This window comes from Bradyrhizobium genosp. L, assembly GCF_015624485.1.
Classification (GTDB): Bacteria; Pseudomonadota; Alphaproteobacteria; order Rhizobiales; family Xanthobacteraceae; genus Bradyrhizobium.
Genome location: NZ_CP061378.1, coordinates 6051543 through 6074249 on the forward strand (window position 1 = coordinate 6051543; position 22707 = coordinate 6074249).

A 22707-nucleotide genomic window follows, 5' to 3' on the forward strand; every position below is an offset into this window, starting at 1 on the left:
TTAAGGGGTCATTGATCTCTGTCGCGACGAGCTTTTGGCGCCCCGCGACGGGAATTGAAAGAAGTCTTTGTCCAGAGGGACTTGAACGCGTCCAAAGAACGCATCCAAGGCCGGATGGGTCGGTTCGGGACGCGTCGAAGGCCCGCCTTTAATATAGGCCGTATTCCGGGGAGGCAATCAGGGCAAGCCACGGGGCCGCCCCGCGTGACGGGCAAATCTTGCCGCCGGGCAAAAAGGAGACCGCGCGGAACCCTTCCGGAAAGGGTTCCAGCGTCAGATAAATACCTGAAATAGCTAGATATTATCTAGTTCCGCATGCTGGCCCAGTCCTTGCTGACTGGAGGCTGGAAGTCTCATTCTCGGGGTTGGGCCGTGGTCAGCGTCACGTCGGAAACACATGTGTCTTTTCAGAGCGCGATAGCGCGCTCTTCCCGTCCGGATCTGACCGCGCAGGCGAGCAATGACAGCTTTGCCGCGCTGGTCGACGGCAACACGGCTGCCGCCAACGACACCCGCTCGTACGACAATTCGAGCACGCAAACCCCACCGTGGCGCCGGACCGACGATCCGTCGACCTCGGATACGCCGCCGCCCGACAGTTCGGCGTCCGCCCCCGCGACGGACAATTCCAGCAGCTCCGCCTCGTCGCAGGACGACGGCAAGGTCGACGGCAGCCGCAGCAGTTCGCGCAAGGACAAATCGAAGTCGACGTCGAAATCCGACGGCTCCGACTCCACCGACCAGGCTGCGACCGCGGCACCGGGTCAGCCCGGCGCCGCGCAGGATCCATCCAGCGCGGCGGCCGCTGCCGCCGCTGCAGTTGCTGCTACGGCCGCACCGGCAAATACCGCGGCAACCGCCACCTCGTCCGACCAGCCGGCCGCACCGCTCGCGATCGCCGCGGCCGCGATTGCGGCAAGCTCGGCGATCGGAGGCACCGGCGCCGCTGCCGGCGCGCAGGCGGCAACCACCGCAACCGCCACGGCCAACGCAGGCAATGTCGCCAAGGCGGCCGGCGCCAAGTCCGAAACCCAGCTCATCTCCACCGCGGACGCCGCAACGGCGCAAGGCGCGGCGACCGCCGCAGGCAGCGCCATCACCGGCGGCGCGCTCGCCGCCACCGTCGCGACCGGCACGCCCGCCACCAGGACCGCGGCGCAACCCGCAGCTCCAGCGGCTGCGAAGGATGGCAAGGCCGCCGCGGCGGCCGATCCAAACGGCAACGCCAACGCCAACGCCGCCACGCCGACCACGGTCGTCTCCGGCGTCACCCAGACGGCAGCCGTGACCAGCAAGGCGCAGGCCGACAGTGGCGCCTCCGATGCCGTCAAGGCCGACGCCGGCGGCAATGCGACGCCGGCGCCGGCCGGCAATGGCCACGCCGCCGCGAACGCGCAGACGCAGCTCAATACGCCCGACGCCAGCGCGCAGGCCGCGAACGCTCTTCAGGCACAGCTGACGCCGACACAGGTCACGCCGACCGCGACACCGCAATTGACCGTGACGGCGGCATCGCAGAGCGCCGCGGTGCCGCTCGCAGGCCTTGCGATGCAGATCACCGCCTCGGCGCGGAGCGGCAAGAGCCGGTTCGATATCCAGCTCGACCCGGCCGAACTCGGCCGCATCGATGTCCGCATCGACGTCGATCGCAACGGCCAGGTCACCTCGCATCTTACCGTCGACCGGCCGGAGACGTTGCAGTTGCTGCGCCAGGACTCCAGCCAGTTGCAGCGCGCGCTCGACAATGCCGGCCTCTCGACCGGCAACAGCGGACTGCAGTTCAGCCTGCGCGACCAGTCGCAATCGGGCCAGAACAACAACAGCCAGCAGCAGCAGAACCCGAATTCGCACCGCCTGATCGTCAGCGACGACGACAGCGTGTCCGCCGCCACCGCCGGTCGCTCCTACGGACGTGCGGCCAGCGCGCTGGGCGGCGTCGACATCAGAGTGTGAGGAGTTTCGATGGCCGTCGATGCAACCATGCCGACACCGGTGGTTTCCGCGCCGAGCACCAATAGCGGATCGAGCTCCAGCAGCAGCAGCAAGAGCGCGTCGACCTCGACGCAGGGGATCGCGGACAATTTCCAGACCTTCCTGACGCTGCTGACGACGCAGCTGCAGAACCAGAACCCGCTCGACCCGCTCGACACCAACCAGTTCACCCAACAGCTCGTGCAGTTCGCCGGCGTCGAGCAGCAGCTCAAGTCGAACGACCAATTGAAGTCGCTGATCGAGATCGAGAAGAGCGCGCAATCGACCCAGGCGCTGGTCTATGTCGGCAACACGGTCGCCGTCGACGGCAGCAAGGCGCAGTTCGACAAGTCGGCGACCTGGAATTTGGTCGCGACCGAGGCCAACAACGCCACCGTCACGATCACGAGCTCGACCGGCCAAACCGCCTATTCCGGCAATTTCAACCTGAAGCAGGGCAATGCCAGCTTCGTCTGGGACGGCAAGGGCAATGACGGCACGCAGTGGCCGCCCGGCACCTACACCCTGACCGCCACCGGCAAGGACTCCAAGGGCAACGACGTCGCGATCTCGACCGAGATCCAGGGCATGGTCGATTCCGTCGACCTCACCGCCTCGCCGCCGCTGCTTTCGATCGGCGGACAAACCTACACCACCGACAAGATCAAGCGCGTGGTGCGCACGGTGCAGAGCGCGAGCTGATTGCGCCGTCGTCCTTGCGAAAGCCAGGACCCATAGCCACAGGGTTGCGTTGTTGAAGCGCGCTGTAGCCCCAGCGTCGCGCGGTAATCTAGATTCGGGGTAATGGGTCCTGGCTTTCGCCAGGACGACGCTGTGGGTAGTTCTCGATTCACCAACCACCACCGCGGTGTCATCACCCGCGCATGCGGGTGATCCAGTATTCCAGAGGCAGTTATGCTTGAGCCGATAGGCCGCAGCGTATTGGGTCGCCCGGTTGAAGCGGGTGAAGCGAGCGCGCCCGTCGCGCGATCAGTCGCTCTCTTCCCGCGCCAGCCGCTCGGCCTTGAGACGTTCGTAATTGGCCCTGAACGCCGCGTCGGCTCGACTGCGTTCGGCGATCGCTGCCTCTGCATCCTTGCGGCGTTGCTCGGCCAGCAGGGCCTTCTCTTCAGGAGAAGGCTTGGGTTTCCTTTGATAATCCATGCAAATCAACGCATATCAGCGCGGAAAGTTCCCCTGAGGCCGCAGCTGGTTCCCTGTCCGGATGTGCGCTGCCCCGCTCGTCCTTCCGGTACGCGAAGCTAGCAACCTCCCCGTAAGCCATGCGTTGCCGCCGGAATGACAAAGGCCGGTCTCCGCATGATGGCGAGCTGATCACGATGCCCAAATATTTCTTTCACCTTGCAGGCGATATCCCCGCCCATGATGTCCTCGGTCACCAATGTGCCGACGCCAGAGAGGCGGAGGCGCATGCGAATTTCATTGCGCACCGAATTGGGACCGAGAAGCCCGAGATGGTTCGCGACGGCAACTGCATCTCGGTTCGAGATGAAGCGGACAACGAGCTCTTCCAGGTCCCTCTCGCCTCGACGACGGTGTGAGAGGCAACGTCTTTCTCGCGACCCTTGAGCGGAGCTGACCCTTGAGCGGAGCAGATGATGAATGACGATTTCAAGAACGACATCATGATCGTCGGCGCCGTCAGCCTGGCGCCGGTCGTCACATTGACGCTGGCGGTCATCGCCATGGCCATGAGCGCACACTGATCGCGACAGCCGTCACAGGGCGACGGCTGGCACGCGTCGCCGTCACGTCGCTACGCCCGCGGCGTCGAGGATCAGCCGCGCGATCGCTGCGGGCTGCGAGATCAGCGCGAGATGGCTTGCCTTCACCTCGATCGTGGTGGCGCCCATCCGCTTCGCCATGAAGCGCTCGAGATCCGGGTTGATGGTGCGGTCCTCGGTCGAGACGGCATAGAAGCTCGGCTTGCTGCGCCAGGCCGCCTGCGTGGTCTTGCCGGCCAGGAGTTGTTTGTGGAACGGCTGCTGCACCGCGTAGAGCACCTTGGCCCTGGCTTCCGGCAGGTCGCCGGCGAAGTCGCGCAGGAACGCCGCTTCGCTCAGTCGGCCCTCGTCGCCATCGAACACGATGCCGGCGCTTGCCGGCGGCGTCGGATAGGTCTTGGCCAGTGCGGTGTAGTCCTCGCCGGCATCGGGCGCGCGTGCGGCGACATAGACCAACGCGGAAACGTTCGAATGGACGCCAGCTTCGGTGACGATCATGCCGGAGAAGGAATGGCCGACCAGAACCGTCGGGCCATCCTGGCGATCGAGCACGCGCTGCGCCGAGGCGACAGCGTCGGGCAGCGTGGTCAGGGGATTCTGCACCGACGTCACGTTGAGCCCGGCCGCCTGCAACAACGGAATGACCTCGGTCCAGCACGAGCCGTCGGCGAACAGCCCGTGCACCAGCACGACATTACGCGCCTTCACCGGCGGGGTGGCGGCCATGCCGCGCGTGGAGACGAGTGAAGCCGCGGCGCCGGCGAGCAAGGCAGTCGAGAAAGTGCGTCTGTTCATCATCATGACATCGAGTCCATTATTGTGCGGTCGATTGCGTGCCCACCTTTGTGGACGGACAATCTCTCCTACGCAGGCAGAGGGCTCGGGGTTACGCGCTCGCGAAATTGCGAGAGGACGCTTCCGTCAATCATCTCGCCCGGGGCCACCCCTCTCCCCAACCCTCCCCCGCAAGGGGCTACGGGAGCCCCGAAAGTGATTCCCCGGAGTTTGTGAATGTGATTCAAGGCCTTTCGACCTGTTTGGACGAGAGGCCTGCGATGTCTTTTGGCGATGTTCGGGTTGCGGAGCGGGCTGATTGGCTGATCGAGCGGGTGGCGACGGCGGGGACGCTGGTGCTACGCAAATTGGGGGAGACGCGCGCGGGCGAGAAGGCCGTGCATCGGTTTCTGTCTTCGCCCCATGTTTCGGTCGATCGGATTGTGGAAACGTTGGCCGGGCGGACTGCGGTTCAATGCGCCGGTCGCCGCATTCTGGCTGTCCAGGACACGACCGAGATCAATTTTGGCGGTCGTGACAAGAAGCGGCGGGGCTTCGGACCTGCCGGCGATGGCCAAACCCCTGGCTTCTTCATCCATCCAGTGATTGCCGTCGATATCGAAAGCGAAGCCGTGGTCGGTCTTGTCGATGCGGCGATCTGGACGCGGTCTGCGGATCGCGTCACGTCGCGCCGCAATCGCGCGATCGAGGATAAGGAATCGGCGCGTTGGCTGTTGGGCTGTCAGGCCACGGCAAGCGTGCTGTCCGATGCCGCCGAGGTGACAATGGTGGCCGATCGCGAAAGCGACATTTACCTGCTGTTTGCCCGCAAACCGGAGCGGCTCGATCTGATCGTGCGCGCCGGTCAGGATCGATCTTTGCTCGGTGGGGGAACGCTCTTTGGGGCGCTTGCCAGTGCTGAAGTGCTGAGCAGAAGCGAGGTCCGCGTGGCGCCGCGCGGGCCTGGTGACAAAGGGCGCGTCGCGACCGTCGAACTCCGCGCGGGCTCGGTGCACATCGCCCGCTCACAAAGTCTGGGGCAATCCGAGGCGGCCGGCAGCGTCGAACTCACCTTGGTGGAAGCACGAGAGGTCGATGCGCCGTCAGGCAAGACGCCGTTGTTGTGGCGCCTACTCACGACCCGCACCGTCACTTGTGCGACCGAGGCTGAACACGTCGTCCGCCTCTATCGCTTGCGCTGGCGCATCGAACAAGTCTTCCGCGCCCTCAAGAGCGACGGCTTGGCCCTCGACGACAGCCAAGTCGTCGACGCCGAGCGGATGTTTAATCTGACCGCCATCGCGCTCGCTGGCGCGATTCGGACGATCCAGCTTGTCGATGCCAGAGACGGCAGCCTCCGCCCGGCAACCGATGTCATTGACGAAAGCTTCGCCGTCGCGCTCGAGCACCTGTCAAAAAAGCTCGAGGGCAAAACGCTACGGCAGAAAAACCCGCATCCTATCGGCTCGCTTGCCTTCGTCTCATGGATCGCGGCCCGTCTCGGCGGATGGAATTGCTACTACAAGCCTCCAGGACCAAAGACCATGCGCGACGGCTGGAACCGCCTTGCCGCAACACTCGACGGCTATGCCCTTGCTACACAGTCACAAAATCCGGGAATCCCCTAGCCCGCAAGGGGGGAGGGAGCCTGACCGGCCTCCTCACCTTACGTGCGCAATGTTGCTCTCCGTTGCTTGATTGCTTCCGAAATTCATCAGCGACATCTGTCAGGCAGCCACCGGCGGGCGGGTTCCCTCCCCCCTTGCGGGGGAGGGTTAGGGAGAGGGGCGCCCCTTGCGCCACTGCCTGACGCAGCGCGCAAAGCATCCGCGACCCCTCAAATACGCCTCGACTGCCCCCTGTTCCCGGCAGTTCCAACGAGAATCGTATTGAAGCCTTGGGCTTAGGCAAATTTTAAACCGGCAGGCGTAGGTTACCTCCTGCGAGTTCAGTGGTTGAGAGTTTGTGAGTACACCATGACAGAACCCCATCGCCCGAGGGTGAAATACGTCATCGGGCCTGACGGCAGCCCGTTGACGATAGCCGACCTGCCGGCCCCCGGTACCAAACGGTGGGTGATCCGCCGCAAGGCCGAGGTCGTAGCCGCGGTCCGCGGAGGCCTGCTTTCCCTCGAGGAAGCATGCAGCCGCTACACGCTGACCGTCGACGAATTCCTTTCCTGGCAGTTCTCGATCGACCAACACGGTCTGGCCGGGCTGCGCACCACACGTATCCAGCAGTATCGGCAGTAAACCTCGCGCAAAAGGTTGCATTTGATGAAAACCGGTCTCGCTTCGCGAAGCCGGTTTTTTTCATGTCCGCGTTTTTGCCGCGGTTCTTAATCTTCGTTAACCAGATGGAAACCATACCCTAGGCAATAATTGCCCAGTCGGACCCCCGAGGGGCCGCATGCTGCCTGGGGGCTGTTGGTGCAAAGTCTGGTTGCTTTCCTGAGAGGTCTTGGTGCGGCCCGTCTCACGGCCATGGTTGCGGTCACCGCAGCCCTGATCGGCTTCTTCGCCTTCGTCATCATGCGCGTCACCACGCCGCAGATGACCACCCTGTTCACCGACCTGTCGACCGAGGATTCCTCGGGGATCATCAAGGAGCTGGAGCGCCAGGCGATCCCGTACGAGCTGCGCAATGACGGCGCCATCATCATGGTGCCGAAGGACAAAGTGACGCGGCTCAGGATGAAGCTCGCCGAGGGCGGCATGCCCAAGGGCGGCGGCGTCGGCTACGAGATCTTCGATAAATCTGATGCCCTGGGCACCACGAGCTTCGTCCAGAACATCAATCATTTGCGCGCGCTGGAGGGCGAGCTTGCCCGCACCATCCGCGGCATCGACAAGGTCCAGGCCGCGCGCGTCCACCTGGTGCTGCCGGAGCGGCCGTTGTTCTCGCGCGAGACGCCGGAGCCGTCGGCCTCGATCGTGCTCCGGGTGCGCGGCGCGCTGGAGCCGCAGCAGATCCGCGCCATCCGCCACGTCGTGGCCTCCGCCGTCAACGGGCTGAAGCCGCAGCGGGTCTCGATCGTCGACGAGGCCGGACAGTTGCTGGCCGACGGCGCCGCCACCGATGCCGATGCGTCAGCCGGCGACGAGCGCCGCACCGCCTTCGAGAAGCGGATGCGCAAGCAGGTCGAGGACATCGTCTCCTCGGTGGTCGGCTCCGGGCGCGCCCGGGTCGAGCTGTCGGCCGATTTCGACTTCAACAAGATCACCGAGACCTCGGACAAGTTCGACCCCGAGGGCCGGGTGCTGCGCTCGAGCCAGACCCGGGAAGAAAGCAGCGCCACCGCCGACAATAGCGGCCAGGTCACCGTCAACAACGAGCTGCCGGGCAACCAGAACGGCGACAACGCGGCGCGCGCCAAGGACCAGAGCAAGAAGAGCGAGGAAACCAACAATTACGAGATTTCCCGCACCACCAAGACCGAGGTGACCGAGGCCGGCCGGGTCAACCGGATTTCGGTCGCGGTGCTGGTCGACGGCGCCTACTCCAAGAACGAGAAGGGCGAGCTCGTCTATCAGGACCGTCCCAAGGAGCAGCTCGACCGCATCGCCGCCCTGGTGCGCTCCGCGATCGGCTTCGACCAGAAGCGCGGCGACCAGGTCGAGGTGGTCAATCTCCGCTTCGCCGAGCCGCCGACCGCGCAGCCGATCATCGAGCCGACCGGCTTCCTCGGCATGCTGCAGTTCACCAAGGACGACGTGATGTACGTCATCGAGCTCGGCGTCATGATGATGCTCGGCCTGGTCGTGCTGTTCATGGTGGTCCGCCCGCTGGTCAAGCGCATCGTGGCGGTCGACGCTCTCCCCGCGCTGGTGCCCGCCCCCGCGCTGGCCGAAGCCTCCGAAGGCACTGCAGCCACCGGCCAGGCCCTGATCCCGAGCAACAGCGCCGCCGCGCAGCGCATCGACGTCGCCCAGATCCAGGGCCAAGTCCACGCCCAGGCCGTGCACCGGGTCGGCGAGCTCGCCGAGCGCAACCCGAACGAAACCGTCGCCATTGTTCGTCAATGGCTGAGCGAACCTGCGGAGGGTTGAGATGGCCGCCGTCCCGCAGACCACCAACACCAACGACATCACCAACGTGCTGTCGACGCTGGGCAGCCGCCAGAACGGCCGCCCCAAGAGCAAGCCGCTGTCCGGCCCGAAGCGCGCCGCGATCCTGATGCTCGCGCTCGGCGAGCAGTATGGCGGCAAGATCTGGTCGATGCTCGACGACGACGAGGTGCGCGAGCTGTCCTCGCACATGTCGACGCTCGGCACCGTCGAGGCCGACACGGTCGAGGACCTGATGGTCGAATTCGTGTCGCGGATGTCGGCGTCGGGTGCGCTGATGGGCAATTTCGACGCCACCGAGCGGCTGCTGCAGCAATACCTGCCGACCGAGCGCGTCGCCGGCATCATGGACGAGATCCGAGGCCCCGCCGGCCGCAACATGTGGGAGAAGCTCTCCAACGTCCAGGAAGAGGTGCTCGCCAACTACCTCAAGAACGAGTACCCGCAGACCATCGCCGTGGTGCTCTCGAAGCTGAAGCCGGAGCACGCCGCGCGCGTGCTCGCGATCCTGCCCGAGGACATCGCGCTCGACGTGGTCGGCCGCATGCTGCGGATGGAAGCGGTGCAGAAGGAAGTCATCGAGCGGGTCGAGCAGACGCTGCGCACCGAGTTCATGTCCAACCTCTCGCAGACCCGCCGCCGCGACGCCCATGAGGTGATGGCGGAGATCTTCAACAATTTCGACCGCCAGACCGAGACCCGCTTCATCACCTCGCTCGAGGAAGAGAACCGCGAATCCGCCGAGCGCATCAAGGCGCTGATGTTCACCTTCGACGACCTGATCAAGCTCGACGCCGCCTCGGCGCAGACCCTGATGCGCAATGTCGACAAGGACAAGCTCGGGGTTGCGCTGAAGAGCGCCAACGAGGAGGTGCGCGCCTTCTTCCTCGGCAACATGTCTTCCCGCGCCGGCAAGATGCTGATGGACGACATGGCCGCGATGGGCCCGGTTCGGCTGCGCGACGTCGACGAGGCGCAGGCGCTGCTGGTCAACCTCGCCAAAGACATGGCCGCGCGCGGCGAGATCACGCTGACCAAGAACCGCGCCGACGACGAGCTGGTGTACTGATGGCCGCGCCCGCAAAATTCATGTTCGACAACGATTTCTCGGCGCCCGACCGCGCCCGCGAACGGGCGCCGACGCCGGCCGAGATGGCGCAGAAGATCGCCGATGCCGAAGCGCGCGCCTACCGCGCCGGCCATGAGGCGGCGCTGCGCGAGGCCAAGGTCGAGAGCGACCGCCGCGCGGCGCTGGCATTGGAGCAGATCGGCGCCGCGATCAACGGTATCGCCGCGCGCTTTGCCGGCGTCGAGACGCGGATGGAAACCGAGGCGGTCGACGTCGCGGTCGCAGTCGCCCGCAAGCTCTGTTCCGAATTGGTCGCCCGCGAGCCGCTCGGCGAGGTCACCGCGCTGGTCAGCGACTGCTTCTCGCATCTGGTGGCGACCCCGCATCTGGTGGTCCGCATCAACGACGCGCTGTACGACGCGGCGCGCGACAATATCGAGCGGCTGGCGGCGCAGAGCGGTTTCGAGGGCCGGCTGGTGATCCTGGCCGAGCCTTCGATCGCGACCGGCGACTGCCGGATCGAATGGGCCGACGGCGGCGTGGTGCTGGAGCGCGCCGCGATCGAAGCGAAGATCAACGAACTGGTCGGGCGCTATCTGGCGTCCCGCGGTCAGCCCGGCTGACGGAGAAACGAGGACAGACCATGAGCGACACCGACACCCACGTCCCGCTTCCCGACCTCAACTCCTCGGATGCGCCCGGCATCGACGACGTCGGCTACAACGAGGACGAACATGCCTCGCGCATCGCCGCCGACCTCGAGGCCGTGTTCGACGTGCCGGTGCAGGTCTCGGCGGTGCTCGGCCGCTCCAAGATGGACGTCGGCGACCTGCTCAAGCTCGGACCCGGCACCGTGCTCGAGCTCGACCGCCGCGTCGGCGAGGCGATCGACATCTATGTCAACAACCGCCTGGTGGCGCGTGGCGAAGTGGTGCTGGTGGAAGACAAGCTCGGCGTGACCATGACCGAAATCATCAAGGCGGACCGCTCTTAACAATTCAACGGTAGCGCGCGGGATTCGCGCGACCAGACGGACAGGAGACTATCATGCGGCTTCTCATCGTTGGCACCCTGAAGGGCCAGCTCACCACCGCCACCAAGATCGCGATGGAGAACGGCGCCACCGTGACCCACGCGGAGACCGCCGAACAGGCGATGCATGTGGTGCGCGGCGGCAAGGGCGCCGACCTGCTGCTGGTCGATGTCGGCCTCGACATCCGCGACCTCGTGATGCGGCTCGAGGCCGAGCACATCCACGTGCCGATCGTCGCCTGCGGCATAACCAGCGACGCCCGCGCCGCGGTCGCCGCGATCCGCGCCGGCGCCAAGGAATACATCCCGCTGCCGCCGGATCCCGAATTGATCGCAGCCGTGCTCGCCGCGGTCGCCAACGACGCCCGCGACCTGGTGTGGCGCGACGAGGCGATGGGCCGGGTGATCAAGCTCGCGCAGCAGATCGCCGGCTCGGATGCATCGGTGATGATCACCGGCGAGTCCGGCACCGGCAAGGAGGTGCTGGCGCGCTACGTGCACGCCCGCTCGGCTCGCGCCAAGCGGCCGTTCATCTCGATCAACTGCGCGGCGATCCCCGAGCACCTGCTGGAATCCGAGCTGTTCGGCCACGAGAAGGGCGCGTTCACCGGCGCGGTCGCCCGCCGCATCGGCAAGTTCGAGGAGGCGACCGGCGGCACGCTGCTGCTCGACGAAATCTCCGAGATGGACGTCCGCCTGCAGTCCAAGCTGTTGCGCGCGATCCAGGAACGGGTGATCGACCGGGTCGGCGGCACCAAGCCCGTGCCGGTGGATATCCGGATCATCGCGACCTCGAACCGCAATCTGAGCGAGGCGGTGCGCGATGGCACGTTCCGCGAGGATTTGCTGTTTCGCCTCAACGTGGTCAATCTGAAGATCCCGCCGCTGCGCGACCGCCCGGCCGATATCCTGGAGCTGGCGCAGCATTTCGCCAAGAAATACGCCGAGGCCAACGGCGTGCCGGTGCGCCCGATCTCGGCCGAAGCGCGCAAGGTGCTGACCAGCAACCGCTGGCAGGGCAATGTCCGCGAGCTGGAGAACACCATCCACCGCTCGGTGCTGATGGCGCAGGGCGACGAGATCGGCGCGGACGCAATCCTGACCCCCGACGGCGACCGCCTCGACCTCGCCAAGACCGCGCCCGCGGTGGCGCATGCGACGCTGGCGGCCGAGCAGGTCACCCGCGCCTTGGTCGGCCGCACCGTCGCCGATGTCGAGCGCGACCTGATCCTGGAGACGCTGAAGCACTGCCTCGGCAACCGCACCCACGCCGCCAACATCCTCGGCATCTCGATCCGCACGCTGCGCAACAAGCTGAACGAATATGCCGACGGCGGCATCCCGATCACGCCCGCCGGCAACGGCGCAGGCGACTATCAGCGGCTGGCGACGGCGGGCTGAGCGACGGAACGCAGGCGCGGCCGCCTCGCCGCGTCACGAATAGCTCGGCGCGTCAGGCTTGCGGAATATCCGGATCGGATCGCCGGGCGTGATGGTGCGGCCGCTGAATGCCGCATAGGCATAGAGCGCGAGATAGCCGACGGCGAGCAGGCCTACGACATAGAATAGAATGGCTCCGGCGCGCTTCATCGAACCGTCACGTCTGCGAAACATCCCGGGCTTTTAATCCCTGGCCTGCTTGAGCGCCACCGGCAACATGCCGCGCTGCGCCATCGCCGTTTCATCGCTTGAATCTTGCTCTCTTGAATCTTGCGCGCAGTTGCCGTACTCAATCTCCTATTGCTTTTACTTTTTTAACAACTGGAGAGAGATATGGCTCTTTATGCGCAGTCCGCCGCCGGCACCCACACGACCAATTCGAGCTCCTGGACGTCCATTCCGGGCCTCACCCTCACGATCCCTGAGGGGGTGGGCACCATTGCGATCGTCGTTCTCAACATTCCATTTCCGTATGCGACGGGTAACAATACCCCGGGCGGTAACTTCGGCATCAACATCAATGGCGCGGTGTCGCCTGTCGTGGCCGGTTTTACCTACAACGAGCAGGTCCCACAGTCCACGGGCCGGGTTCCGACGACGCTGGTCGTCGGTGTTCCGCTTGGCAACAAACCGCAGGTCATTACGGGCGTCTGGTCCAACGTCCGCGGCAGCACGGTGATCATCGATACGCCCGCGACGCTCACCGCGGTGTTCTGACGATATCGTTTCAAGCGAAGGCCCCATCCCGCGCCCGATGCGGGATGGGCGGGATTTCTGAAGCATCGGGAGATGCCTCAATAACAGATCACAGTGGTCCGGGCTGCGGCAGGCGAAAGCAACATCATCATCGACTCGCCAGCGTCGCTGACTGCGATTTTCAGCCAAAGCGTTTTCGAGCGAAGTGGATACCAGTTCGCGGGAAGAAAATGCGCTAAATTAGACGCTGGCCCGCTTCAGCTGGATCCGCCACGCTTCGCGCTCGATGCGGACGGCTACCAGCGGCGCCTTGTCGGGGGCGACGGGCGGAGAAAAGACGAAGCCCTGCACCACGTCGCAATCGAGGCCGCCGAGCACATCCAGTTCGGCCTGTAGCTCGGCGCCCTCCGCCACGACGGTCATGCCGAGCCCGTGCGCGAGGGCGATGATGCCGCCGAGCAGCTTGCGCTTCTCCGGGGCGGTGGAGATGCCGTCCACGAAGGCCCGGTCCACCTTGAGCCGGTCGAAGGGCAGGCGCGTCAGATAGCCGAGCGAGGAATAGCCCGAGCCGAAATCGTCCAGCGCCAGCCGGGCCCCCAGACCGGAGAGCGCCGTCAGCGTGCGACTGATCCGCTGCTCGGTATGATCCACGAACAGGCTCTCGGTCAGCTCCAGGCACAGGAGCTCCGCCGGAAAGCCGGTCTCGGCCAGCACCGAAGCCACGGCCATCTCGAAATCCGCGCTCCAGATCTGCGCCGGCGAGACGTTGACCGAGACGGTGCGCCGCGGCAGCCCGGCATCCAGCCAGGCACGGCCCTGCCGGCAGGCTTCGCGCAGCACCCACAGGCCGAGATCGACGATCAGCCCGGAGCTTTCGGCGATCGGGATGAACTCCTCCGGCGAGATCGGCCCGCGCTCGGGATGGGTCCACCGCAGCAGCGCCTCGAAGCCGGTAACGTGACCGGTCTTCATATCCACCTGCGGCTGGTAATGGGCGTGCAGAGCGCCGGTTTCCACGGCGTGGCGCAGATGCCGCGCGAGATCGAGCCTTTGATCGACCGCCTGGGCATAGACCGGCTCGAACAGTTGCGCGCGGCCGCGCCCGGCCTCCTTGGCCATATAGAGCGCGAGGTCGGCGTTGCGCACGGCGGTTTCCGCGGTCGCCCCATGCTCCGGCAGGCGGGCGATGCCGATGGTGGCGCCGACGAAGGCTTCGCCCTCGCTCAGATCGACGGGGCCGGACAGCCTGCCGATCAGCCGATCGGCAAGCCCGGTCAGCGCGGCATCGGACGTGCCGCATCCCTCCGCCAGCACGGCGAATTCGTCGCCGCCGAGCCGGGCGATGAAGGCGCGCGGCCCCAACTCCTGCCGCAGCACCGCCGCCACCCGGATCAGCAATTCGTCGCCGGCGGCATGGCCGAGGGAATCGTTGACCTCCTTGAAGCGGTCGAGGTCGATGAGCAGCAGCGCGCCGACCCGGCCGTCCAGGGCACAGCCTTCGATCAGGGCGGCAAGCTGGCGCTTGAACAGCGCGCGATTGGCGAGGCCGGTCAATGGATCGCTGTAGGCGAGCTGCTCGAGCTGGCGCTCGGCCTCCTTCCGCTCCGTCACGTCCTGCACGGTGCCGATGATGCCGATGACCTTGTCGTGCGCGAGCTCGGCCTTGCAGATCACCGCCAGATCGCGGGGCGTGCCGTCCGCATGCAGGATGCGCAGATCCGTAGCTTCGGTCCTGCGGGTGCGGACGACCCGTTTCTGGACGTTGCGGAAACGGTCGGCGTCGTCACCCACAAAATAGGGCCGCATGGTCTCATCGGTCGGCTCGAACGTATCCGGGTCGAAACCGAGCAGCTGGTAGAGTTCGGGCGCCCAGACCGTGCGGCCGCCGTCCAGCCGATAGCTCCAGGTGCCGATCTTGCCGAGCTGGTGGGCTTCCTCCAGCGCCCGTGTGCGCTGGTCGAGCAGCGCCTTGGCCGCTCGGAGCTGGGTGATGTCGCTGGCCGTGCCGCGATAGCCGAGAAAGACGCCGTCATCGGCGAAGATCGGCTTGCCGCTGGTCGAGATACTGACACGCGATCCGTCCTGTCCGATCACCGTATAGGTGAAGTCGCGGAAAGGGCGATAGGCCTCCATGTCGGCGCGGTGCCGCGCCATGCCTTCCTCGTCCTCGGGCGCGTAAGCCAGTTCCCAACGTGCGCTGCCGCCGGAGGCGACCGTCTGGAAGGCCGCATTGCCGTCGAGCAATTTGGGATAGGGCAGCAGGCGATGCTGGGCGTCGCTCTCCCAGCACCAATCCGATGCCGTGCTGACAAAATCGGCGAGCCGCTGCTCGCTCTCCGCCAGGCGCCGCAGCGCAGAGGTCTCCACCGTGACGTCGCGGACAATGCCGGACACGCGCCGGACCTCGCCGCACGCGTCGAATTCCGCTTCGCCGTGCACCACACAGTCGAGCACGCTGCCATCGGGCCTGCGGAGCCGCGTCTGCACCGCATACGGCTTCCCCTCCGCCCAGCAGGCCGCGTAATGCGCTTCGAGAACGGTCCGGCTTTCAGGCAAATAGCGCGCGTGCACCGTGGCGATCGGGATGAAGCCGTCGATCGTCTCGAATTCGTAGAAGGCGGCGAACTCGGGCGATATCCAGAAATCGGTCGCAGCCGCGCTGTGCGATTCCCAGTAGCCCATGCGGGCCATCCGGATGGCGGAGCGCAGCGACCGTTCCTCATGCCAGCGGCGACGCGCTTCCCCTGCGGGTGCCTGCCCTTGCGGCAATCTGCTAACGGCCATTGGTCCCCAACCAAACGCTAACGCACACTCGCCCCACCGACCATTAGCATAGAGCGCGACAACCTTGGAGCGAAGGCGGTCACAATCCGGGGATGGTCCGCATATTTGGTGTAGTTTCGGTGAATTCCGCGATCGACGGCAAGATACGGAACGGGCCGATCTGGATGAAACTCTTGATGTTGCGGTTAAGTTCGGGTTGCTTCAGCCGCCCGTCGCCTCAAGACTTCAAACCTGGACTGTATCTGGCACCGCCAATCCGCGCACCGGATGTTTCAGCCGAGACGCAACCAGAGCGAGAATCCTAGCGCAGTCCCCGCGCATGGACGTGGCGCGACGGCAGGCTGACTTCGGCCAGCCGCGCGGCGTCTTCCTCCTTGTCGATCGCGACGTATTCGCCGTGCCAATAGGCCAGCGCGGCGGTGCGTTGCGACGACACCACGTCCAGCACGCGGCCGATCACGATCGCATGCGAGTACCGCTCGATGACCTCCTCGACCTCGCAGTCGAGCGCGGCGAGCGCATCGACCAGCAACGGAACGCCGGAGGCGCGCGTGGTCCATTCGGCCCCAGTGAAGCGCGCCGCCCCCTTCAGGCCGTCCTTGCCGGTGAAGCGCTCGGCGATCTCGACCTGATCGGCGGTCAGGATGTTGACGCCGAACACGCGATGGCGCGCGATCAGCGGCCAGGACGAGGCGGCACGGTTGATGCCGACGATCAGCGATGGCGGATCGACCGACAACGACGACACCGAGCTCACCGTCATCCCCGAAATCTCCGCACCGCGGCCGGCGGTGATGACGCTGACGCCGCCGGTGAGGTGACGCATCGCGCCGCGGAATTCGCCGGCGGAGACCACGGGCTCGATCGCGACGTTGCGGACGACGGGGTTCATGACGGCCTCACAGCGTGTCTTCACTGCCTTCGAGCAGATGCTTCAGGATCTCGCCCTCCAGCGCGGCAAGCTCGGCCGAGCCGCGGCGGCGCGGCCGCGGCAGGTCGATCATGACATCCTGCGCGATGCGGCCGTCCTCGATGACCAGCACGCGGTCGGCGAGCGCGACCGCTTCGGCGACGTCATGGGTCACCAGGATCGCGGAAAAGCCCTGGTCGCGCCAGACCCGCTCGAGCAGCGCCTGCATCGATATCCGGGTCAGCGCATCGAGCGCGCCGAGCGGCTCGTCGAACGCCAGCACGCGCGGCTGGCTGACCAGCGCGCGCGCCAAGGCTACGCGCTGCTTCTGGCCGCCCGACAGCACCGAGGGCCACTGCGCCCGCTTGTCGCCGAGCCCGACCTCGACCAGCGCCTGCTCGGCGCGCGCCTGCGCATCGGCGGACGAACGCTCGCGGCCAAGCCCGACCTCGACGTTGGAGAGCACGCGCGCCCAGGGCAGCAGACGCGGCTCCTGGAACATGACGCGGATATCCTGCGCCCGCGGCGGTTCGCCAAAGGCGATGCTGCCCGCGGTCGGTTTCTCGAGACCGGCGATCAGCCGCAACAGCGTGCTCTTGCCGCAGCCGGAACGACCGACGATGGCGACGAATTGACCGGCGGGAATATGCAGATCGATGCCGCGCAGCACCTCATTGTCGCCGAACGATTTGCGTAAACTCCGGATGGTCAGCGACAGCCCGCGGGCGGCCGTCTCCGGCCCCCGGCGCAACTGCTCGGCCTCGGCGATGAAGTCGGCACGCGCGACCGGTTCGGCGTTGGCTGACTGGAAACGAAGCACTTCTTGCATTCTCATTCTCACTTGTTCTGGAAGGCCGGATGCCAGGACAGGGTCAGCCGCTCCAGCGCCCGCGAGGCGCTGTCAGCGAGCTTGCCGAGCAGGGCGTAGATCAGGATCGAGAGCACGACGACGTCGATCAGCATGAACTCGCGCGCCTGCATCGCCATGTAGCCGAGGCCCGACGAGGCCGCGATGGTTTCGGCCACGATCAAGGTCAGCCACATGATGCCGAGCGCAAAGCGCAGGCCGACGAAGATCGAGGGCAGCGCGCCGGGAAAGATCACGCGGCGGAACAGTTCGCCGTCGCTCATGCCGTAGATGCGGCCCATCTCGATCAGCTGCGGATCGACGGTGCGGATGCCGTGCAGCGTGTTGAGATAGATCGGGAAGAATACGCCGAGCGCCACCAGAAACAGTTTGGCCTGCTCGTCGATGCCGAACCACAGGATGACCAGCGGGATCAGCGCCAGATGCGGAATGTTGCGCACCATCTGCAGCGTGGTGTCGGTGAGCTTGGCCGACAGCTGCGAGAGGCCGTTGGCGAGACCGAAGGCGAAGCCGATGCTGCCGCCGATCAGGAAGCCGATCGAGGCGCGCCAGAAGCTGACCCAGATGTTCTTGATCAATTCACCCGACAGCAGCAGCTTCCAGCCCGCCAGCGCGACGTCGGTCGGCGCCGGCAGCACGCGCGACGGCACGAAGCCGGTCACGCAGGCGAGCTGCCAGATCAGGACGATCGCAAGCGGCACGATCCAGGGGATCAGGCCGTCGACCTTGGGCAATTTCGGCGCGGTGACGCGCGGGAGAGAGTCGATCAAACTCATGATTGCGATGCCTGTTTCTGCGGACGGTAGTCATTGCCGATGGTTTCACCGAACGGCCCGGTGTTGACGCGAATCGGCGTCACGTTGTTGCCGTGCCCGAGCGACAGCAGCGGGAACACCAGCTCGGCGAAGCGATAGGCCTCCTCGAGATGCGGATAGCCGGACATGATGAAGGTATCGACGCCGATGTCCTGATACTCCTTGATCCGCGCGGCAACGGTCTGGGGATCGCCGACCAGCGCCGTGCCGGCGCCGCCGCGCACCAGGCCGACGCCGGCCCACAGGTTCGGGCTGATCTCGAGCTGGTCGCGCCGGCCGCCATGGAGCTCTGCCATGCGCTGCTGGCCGACCGAATCCATCCGCGCGAAGATTTTTTGCGCGGCCGCGACCGTGTCGTCGGTCACGTACTGGATCAGCTCGTCGGCGGCCTTCCAGGCCTCCGCATTGGTCTCGCGCACGATCACGTGCAGGCGGATGCCGAATGACAGCTTGCGGCCGCGCTGCGCGGCCACCGCCCTCACCCGCGCGATCTTGTCGGCGACCTGCGCCGGCGGCTCGCCCCAGGTCAGATATTTGTCGACGGTATCGGCCGCGACGTCGATGCCGGCATCCGACGAGCCGCCGAAATACAGCGGCGGACGCGGCGATTGCACCGGCTGGAACAGCAGCCGGCCGTCCTCGATCCGGATGTGTTCGCCGTCGGCGTTGACGGTCTTGCCGGCCAGCAGGTCGCTGTAGACGTTCAGGAACTCGCGCGTCACCGCGTAGCGCTCGTCATGACCCAAGAAAATGCCGTCCCCCCTGTTCTCGATCGGATCGCCGCCGGTCACGACGTTGATCAGGAGACGGCCGTTCGACAGCCGGTCCAGCGTCGCGGTCATGCGGGCGGCGACGGCAGGCGATTGCAGGCCGGGACGCACAGCCACCAGATAGCGCAGCCGCTCGGTCCAGGGCGCGACGGCGGACGCCACCACCCAGGAGTCCTCGCAGCTTCGTCCCGTCGGCAGCAGCACGCCGTAATAGCCGAGCTGATCGGCGGCCTGCGCGATCTGACGCAGATAGTTGAAGTTCACTTCGCGGCCGCCGATCGACGTGCCGAGATAGCGGCTGTCGCCGTGGGTCGGCAGGAACCAGAGGATGTTGGCGTTGTCTGCGGTGCTCACGTGCCCGGCCTCCATGCGACGTCGGAAATCTTGATGTGTTTGGGGATCAGGCCGAGCGCGAAGAATGAATCGGCCACCTGTTGTTGATCGGCGATGACCGCGTCGGTGACCGGCTTGATGCCGTAGGCCTGGCGCTTCAGCGCCACTTCCACCACCGGCACCGACAGGCCGATGGTCGGGGCAAGCTGCTCGGCCACCGCGTGAATGTCGGACTTCGCCCAGTCATCGACCTCGCTCAACTGCGCCAGCACGAGATCAACGATCTTGGGATCGCTCTGGAGGAATTTCTTCGAAGCGAAGTAGAACTGGTAATTCGCGACGATGCCGGTGCCGTCAGCGAGCGTGCGGGCGCCGGTCGCGGCTTCCGCCGCCGACTGGAACGGATCCCAGATCACCCAGGCATCGACCGCGCCGCGCTCGAACGCCGCGCGCGCGTCGGCGGGCGCGAGATAGGCCACTTCGACGTCGGAATATTTGACGCCGGCCTGCTCCAGCGCCTTGACCAGGAGATAGTGGACGTTGGAGCCCTTGTTGAGCGCGACCTTCTTACCCTTCAGCTCGGCCACCGACTTGATCGGGCTGTCCTTCGGCACCAGGATCGCCTCGCCCTTCGGCGCGGCCGGCTCATAGGCGACATACTGGATCGGCGCGCCGGCGGCCTGCGCGAAGATCGGGGGCGCCTCGCCGGTGTTGCCGAAATCGATTGCACCGACATTGAGCGCTTCGAGCAGCGGCGGGCCGGACGGGAATTCGGTCCAGACGACTTTGTAGCCGACCGCCTTCAGCTTCTCCTCGAGCGAGCCCTTGCTTTTGAGCAGCACCAGCTTGCCGTATTTCTGGAAACCGATGCGGACGACCTTGTCCTGCCCGTAGGAAGCGCCGACGGTCGCTGCGACCATGCCGACCGATAGCACCGCGTAGGCAATCCAGCGTCGAAACAAACGCGTCATGGGAACGTCCTCGATGGGGGTGGATCAGCTCTGGGGGTTGCGCCAGACGATGTCGCGGATCGCGATCTGCTTCGGGATCAGGCCGAGCTTGAAGAAGCGGTCGGCGACGCCCTGCTGGGTGGCGATGATGTCGTCGGTCACGGGCCCGACCTTGAACGCCGAACGGTTGGCCGCGATGGTCTGGATGTCCAGCGCGATGCCGGTGACCGCGCTGAGCGATTTCGCCACGTCTTCGCGATGCGCCTCAGCCCACGCCGCCGTCGATGTCGTGACGTCGATGATCTGCTGCAGCAGCTGGCCGTTGTTCTTCGCGAAGTCGCGGTTGGCGATGTAGAACGAGTTGCTCTTGGTGATCTCGTGCGCATTCACGAGGATGCGGCCGTTCTGCTTGGTCTCGCCGATCGCGAAATACGGATCCCAGATCGCCCATGCATCGATGCTGCCATTGGCGAAGGCCGGCCCCGCGTCCGGCGGCGTCAGATAGACCGGCGTGATGTCGGCGTAGGTCAGACCGGCCTTCTCCAGCGTCTGCACGGTGATGTTGTGCGCGCTCGATCCCTTGGTAAAGCCGATCCGCTTGCCCTTCAGCTCGGCGATGCTGCGGATCGGCGAATTCTGCGGCACCAGGATGCCCTGGCCGTTGGTGATCGGCTGTCCTGCGGCATACACGATCGCAGCACCGGCAGCTTGCGCGAACACCGGCGGCGAATCGCCGACTGCGCCATAGTCGATGCTGCCGACGTTCATCGCCTCCATCATCGGCGGGCCCGAGGAGAACTCGACCCATTTCACGTCGATGCCCTGCGGCTTGAAATGTTCTTCCAAGGTCGCGCGCTGCCGCGCGATGACGAGCACGCCGTTCTTCTGGTAGCCGATACGAATTTCCTTCACGCCGGCTTGCGCATGCGCGCGCTGAACCAGCGCAGCAGCTGCGGCTGTGCCGAGCGAGAATTTAAGGAACTCACGACGCTTCATTCCAACGACCTCCTGACGATCGCGCGTTTTGCAGCGCACGATCACGCGTTGTCAGGATGATGGGGGGCGCGAATGAAGCTGTCGAGCACCGCACAAAAATAGCGATGCCCGCACTTCGGTGCGGGCATCGCGCGGGCCGTTTCTTTTAAGGCGTGGATCGCGTGTAGCGAATTATTTTCCTCACGGAAACGCGAGGCGGCTCGCACAAGAATCGATCAGCCTGCGGCAGCGCTTTTGGTGCCGACATTGACCGCGAGCTTGCCATAGCGGTCGGTGAAGGCCTGAGTGTCGATCTCCTCGAGCTTGATCGCGCCTGACAGCACGCCCTGCTTCCATGCGTCATGCTCGGGATCGTGCTGGAACTCGGGCATCACTTTCCGGCCGAACAGCTCAAGCGACTCGCAGATATGCTCGTGCGTGTTCTTGCCGGCCTGGTTGAGCAGGATCACCTGGTCGATATGCGACGAGCGGAAGCGCCGCAACTTCTTGCGGATCGTCTCCGGCGAGCCGATCAGGCCGCCGCGCAATGCGGCCTCCTGCGCCTCCGGATTGTCGCGCTTCCACTTGTTGTACTCGTCCCACATGTTGACGGTGCCGGGCGCCGGCCGCTGCCGGTTCTGCGCCTGGCCGTAGTAGCGCAGCGCGAACTGGAAGAAGGTGGCACCGTCGGCACGCTTGCGGGCTTCCTCGTCGGTCTCGGCGCACATGAAGAACGAGACCAGCGCCATGTTCGGATTGATCTCATAGTCGGCGAGCTTCTTCAGCCGCTTGGTGATCGCGTTGTAATAGGCGTGCACCCAGGCATGCGCCGCCTCGGCGCTGACGAACTGGAAGCCGAGCGCACCGAATCCGTTCTCGCCGGCACGCTCGATGGTCGGCAATTGCGAGCACGCCATCCACAGCGGCGGGTGCGGCTTCTGCACCGGCTTCGGCACCACGTTGCGCAAGGGGATATCGAAATACTTGCCGTGATGCTCGGTGCCGACCTTGGTAAACATCGGGAAGATCGCGGCAACGGCTTCCTCGAACACCTCGCGCTTGGTCTCCATGTCGCGGCCGAACGGCGTCAGCTCGGTGATCGAGGCGCTCTCGCCCATGCCGAACTCGCAGCGGCCGTTGGAGAGCAGATCGAGCACCGCAACCCGCTCGGCGACACGGGCCGGATGGTTGGTGGTGAGCTGATAGATGCCGTGGCCGAGCCGGATCTTCTTGGTGCGCTGGCTGGCGGCGGCAAGGAAGGATTCCGGCGCCGGCGAGTGCGAATACTCCTCCAGGAAGTGGTGCTCGACGACCCAGGCGTAGTCGTAGCCGAGCCGGTCGGCGGTCTCCAGCTGCGTCAGCGCGTTCTGGTAGAGCCTGAGCTCGTCGCCGTCGGTCCAGGGGCGCGGCAGTTGCAGCTCGTAGAAGATGCCGAATTTCATGGCGTCACTCCCAAAGGTCGCGTCCCCGCCTCCCATTTTTTGGACAGTCTAGTGCCGCCCCAACCC

Annotated in this window: 22 protein-coding genes; 11 read left to right on the forward strand and 11 right to left on the reverse strand. The window is 65.6% G+C overall.

What is annotated here, in order from left to right; all coding sequences use genetic code 11:
- Positions 1–399 precede the first annotated feature (399 nt).
- A complete protein-coding gene (locus IC762_RS28765; protein WP_195785535.1) occupies positions 400–1953 on the forward strand; it encodes a flagellar hook-length control protein FliK in 1554 nt (517 codons plus the stop codon).
- A gap of 9 nt (positions 1954–1962) precedes the next feature.
- Positions 1963–2673 (forward strand): flagellar hook assembly protein FlgD, encoded by a 711-nt coding sequence (locus IC762_RS28770; RefSeq protein ID WP_195785536.1) that lies wholly within the window; start codon positions 1963–1965, stop codon positions 2671–2673.
- A gap of 288 nt (positions 2674–2961) precedes the next feature.
- On the opposite strand, the gene IC762_RS28775 is transcribed toward IC762_RS28770, so the two are convergent.
- A complete protein-coding gene (locus IC762_RS28775) occupies positions 2962–3135 on the reverse strand; it encodes a hypothetical protein (protein WP_195785537.1) in 174 nt (57 codons plus the stop codon).
- 176 nt (positions 3136–3311) lie between these two features.
- On the opposite strand from IC762_RS28775, the gene IC762_RS28780 reads away from it, so the two are divergent.
- Positions 3312–3533, forward strand: coding sequence for a DUF6894 family protein (locus IC762_RS28780; protein ID WP_195785538.1), 222 nt, complete (start codon positions 3312–3314; stop codon positions 3531–3533).
- 207 nt (positions 3534–3740) lie between these two features.
- Here the strand turns inward: IC762_RS28780 and IC762_RS28785 are convergent, their stop codons facing one another.
- Positions 3741–4517 carry an alpha/beta fold hydrolase gene (locus tag IC762_RS28785; protein ID WP_195785539.1) on the reverse strand — a complete coding sequence of 259 codons (777 nt, stop codon included), beginning with the start codon at positions 4515–4517 and terminating at the stop codon, positions 3741–3743.
- A gap of 308 nt (positions 4518–4825) precedes the next feature.
- On the opposite strand from IC762_RS28785, the gene IC762_RS28790 reads away from it, so the two are divergent.
- From IC762_RS28790 to flbD, 7 genes are all read left to right on the forward strand, one after another.
- Positions 4826–6118 carry an IS4 family transposase gene (locus IC762_RS28790; protein WP_210338395.1) on the forward strand — a complete coding sequence of 431 codons (1293 nt, stop codon included), beginning with the start codon at positions 4826–4828 and terminating at the stop codon, positions 6116–6118.
- 348 nt (positions 6119–6466) lie between these two features.
- Complete coding sequence (locus tag IC762_RS28795; RefSeq protein WP_002714638.1) at positions 6467–6742, forward strand: DUF1153 domain-containing protein; 276 nt, start codon at positions 6467–6469, stop codon at positions 6740–6742.
- Between the two features lie 177 nt (positions 6743–6919).
- Positions 6920–8539, forward strand: a complete 1620-nt coding sequence (gene fliF, locus IC762_RS28800) for a flagellar basal-body MS-ring/collar protein FliF (RefSeq protein ID WP_195785540.1) — start codon at positions 6920–6922, stop codon at positions 8537–8539.
- Between the two features lies 1 nt (position 8540).
- Positions 8541–9626, forward strand: coding sequence for a flagellar motor switch protein FliG (gene fliG, locus IC762_RS28805; RefSeq protein WP_195785541.1), 1086 nt, complete (start codon positions 8541–8543; stop codon positions 9624–9626).
- Positions 9626–10249, forward strand: a complete 624-nt coding sequence (locus IC762_RS28810) for a FliH/SctL family protein (protein WP_195785542.1) — start codon at positions 9626–9628, stop codon at positions 10247–10249. The genes fliG and IC762_RS28810 overlap by 1 nt, the downstream gene beginning before the upstream one ends.
- A gap of 20 nt (positions 10250–10269) precedes the next feature.
- Positions 10270–10620, forward strand: coding sequence for a flagellar motor switch protein FliN (fliN, locus tag IC762_RS28815; protein ID WP_195785543.1), 351 nt, complete (start codon positions 10270–10272; stop codon positions 10618–10620).
- Positions 10621–10673: 53 nt separating this feature from the next.
- Positions 10674–12059 carry a sigma-54-dependent transcriptional regulator FlbD gene (gene flbD, locus IC762_RS28820; RefSeq protein WP_195785544.1) on the forward strand — a complete coding sequence of 462 codons (1386 nt, stop codon included), beginning with the start codon at positions 10674–10676 and terminating at the stop codon, positions 12057–12059.
- 33 nt (positions 12060–12092) lie between these two features.
- Here flbD and IC762_RS28825 read toward each other — a convergent pair whose 3' ends face one another.
- A complete protein-coding gene (locus IC762_RS28825; protein WP_195785545.1) occupies positions 12093–12248 on the reverse strand; it encodes a hypothetical protein in 156 nt (51 codons plus the stop codon).
- Positions 12249–12431: 183 nt separating this feature from the next.
- Between IC762_RS28825 and IC762_RS28830 the strand changes: the two genes are divergently transcribed.
- Positions 12432–12815 (forward strand): hypothetical protein, encoded by a 384-nt coding sequence (locus tag IC762_RS28830; protein WP_195785546.1) that lies wholly within the window; start codon positions 12432–12434, stop codon positions 12813–12815.
- Between the two features lie 219 nt (positions 12816–13034).
- Here IC762_RS28830 and IC762_RS28835 read toward each other — a convergent pair whose 3' ends face one another.
- The 8 genes from IC762_RS28835 to IC762_RS28870 all read right to left on the reverse strand — a co-directional run bounded on the left by IC762_RS28835 (position 13035) and on the right by IC762_RS28870 (position 22641).
- On the reverse strand, positions 13035–15476 hold the full coding sequence (locus tag IC762_RS28835) for a bifunctional diguanylate cyclase/phosphodiesterase (protein WP_195785547.1): 2442 nt from the start codon (positions 15474–15476) through the stop codon (positions 13035–13037).
- A gap of 403 nt (positions 15477–15879) precedes the next feature.
- On the reverse strand, positions 15880–16470 hold the full coding sequence (locus tag IC762_RS28840; RefSeq protein ID WP_195785548.1) for a flavin reductase family protein: 591 nt from the start codon (positions 16468–16470) through the stop codon (positions 15880–15882).
- A gap of 7 nt (positions 16471–16477) precedes the next feature.
- The gene (locus IC762_RS28845) at positions 16478–17317 is read right to left on the reverse strand and encodes an ATP-binding cassette domain-containing protein (protein ID WP_195785549.1); all 840 of its coding nucleotides are present in this window, start codon (positions 17315–17317) and stop codon (positions 16478–16480) included.
- A gap of 8 nt (positions 17318–17325) precedes the next feature.
- The gene (gene ssuC / locus IC762_RS28850) at positions 17326–18132 is read right to left on the reverse strand and encodes an aliphatic sulfonate ABC transporter permease SsuC (RefSeq protein WP_195785550.1); all 807 of its coding nucleotides are present in this window, start codon (positions 18130–18132) and stop codon (positions 17326–17328) included.
- Positions 18129–19310 (reverse strand): FMNH2-dependent alkanesulfonate monooxygenase, encoded by a 1182-nt coding sequence (gene ssuD, locus IC762_RS28855; RefSeq protein ID WP_195785551.1) that lies wholly within the window; start codon positions 19308–19310, stop codon positions 18129–18131. Before ssuD ends, ssuC begins: the two co-directional genes overlap by 4 nt.
- Positions 19292–20245, reverse strand: a complete 954-nt coding sequence (locus IC762_RS28860; protein WP_195785552.1) for a sulfonate ABC transporter substrate-binding protein — start codon at positions 20243–20245, stop codon at positions 19292–19294. Before IC762_RS28860 ends, ssuD begins: the two co-directional genes overlap by 19 nt.
- Positions 20246–20269: 24 nt before the next feature.
- The gene (locus IC762_RS28865) at positions 20270–21220 is read right to left on the reverse strand and encodes a sulfonate ABC transporter substrate-binding protein (protein ID WP_195785553.1); all 951 of its coding nucleotides are present in this window, start codon (positions 21218–21220) and stop codon (positions 20270–20272) included.
- 215 nt (positions 21221–21435) lie between these two features.
- Positions 21436–22641: an LLM class flavin-dependent oxidoreductase gene (locus IC762_RS28870; RefSeq protein ID WP_195785554.1), complete on the reverse strand. Its 1206-nt coding sequence runs from the start codon at positions 22639–22641 to the stop codon at positions 21436–21438.
- Between the last annotated feature and the right edge of the window lie 66 nt (positions 22642–22707).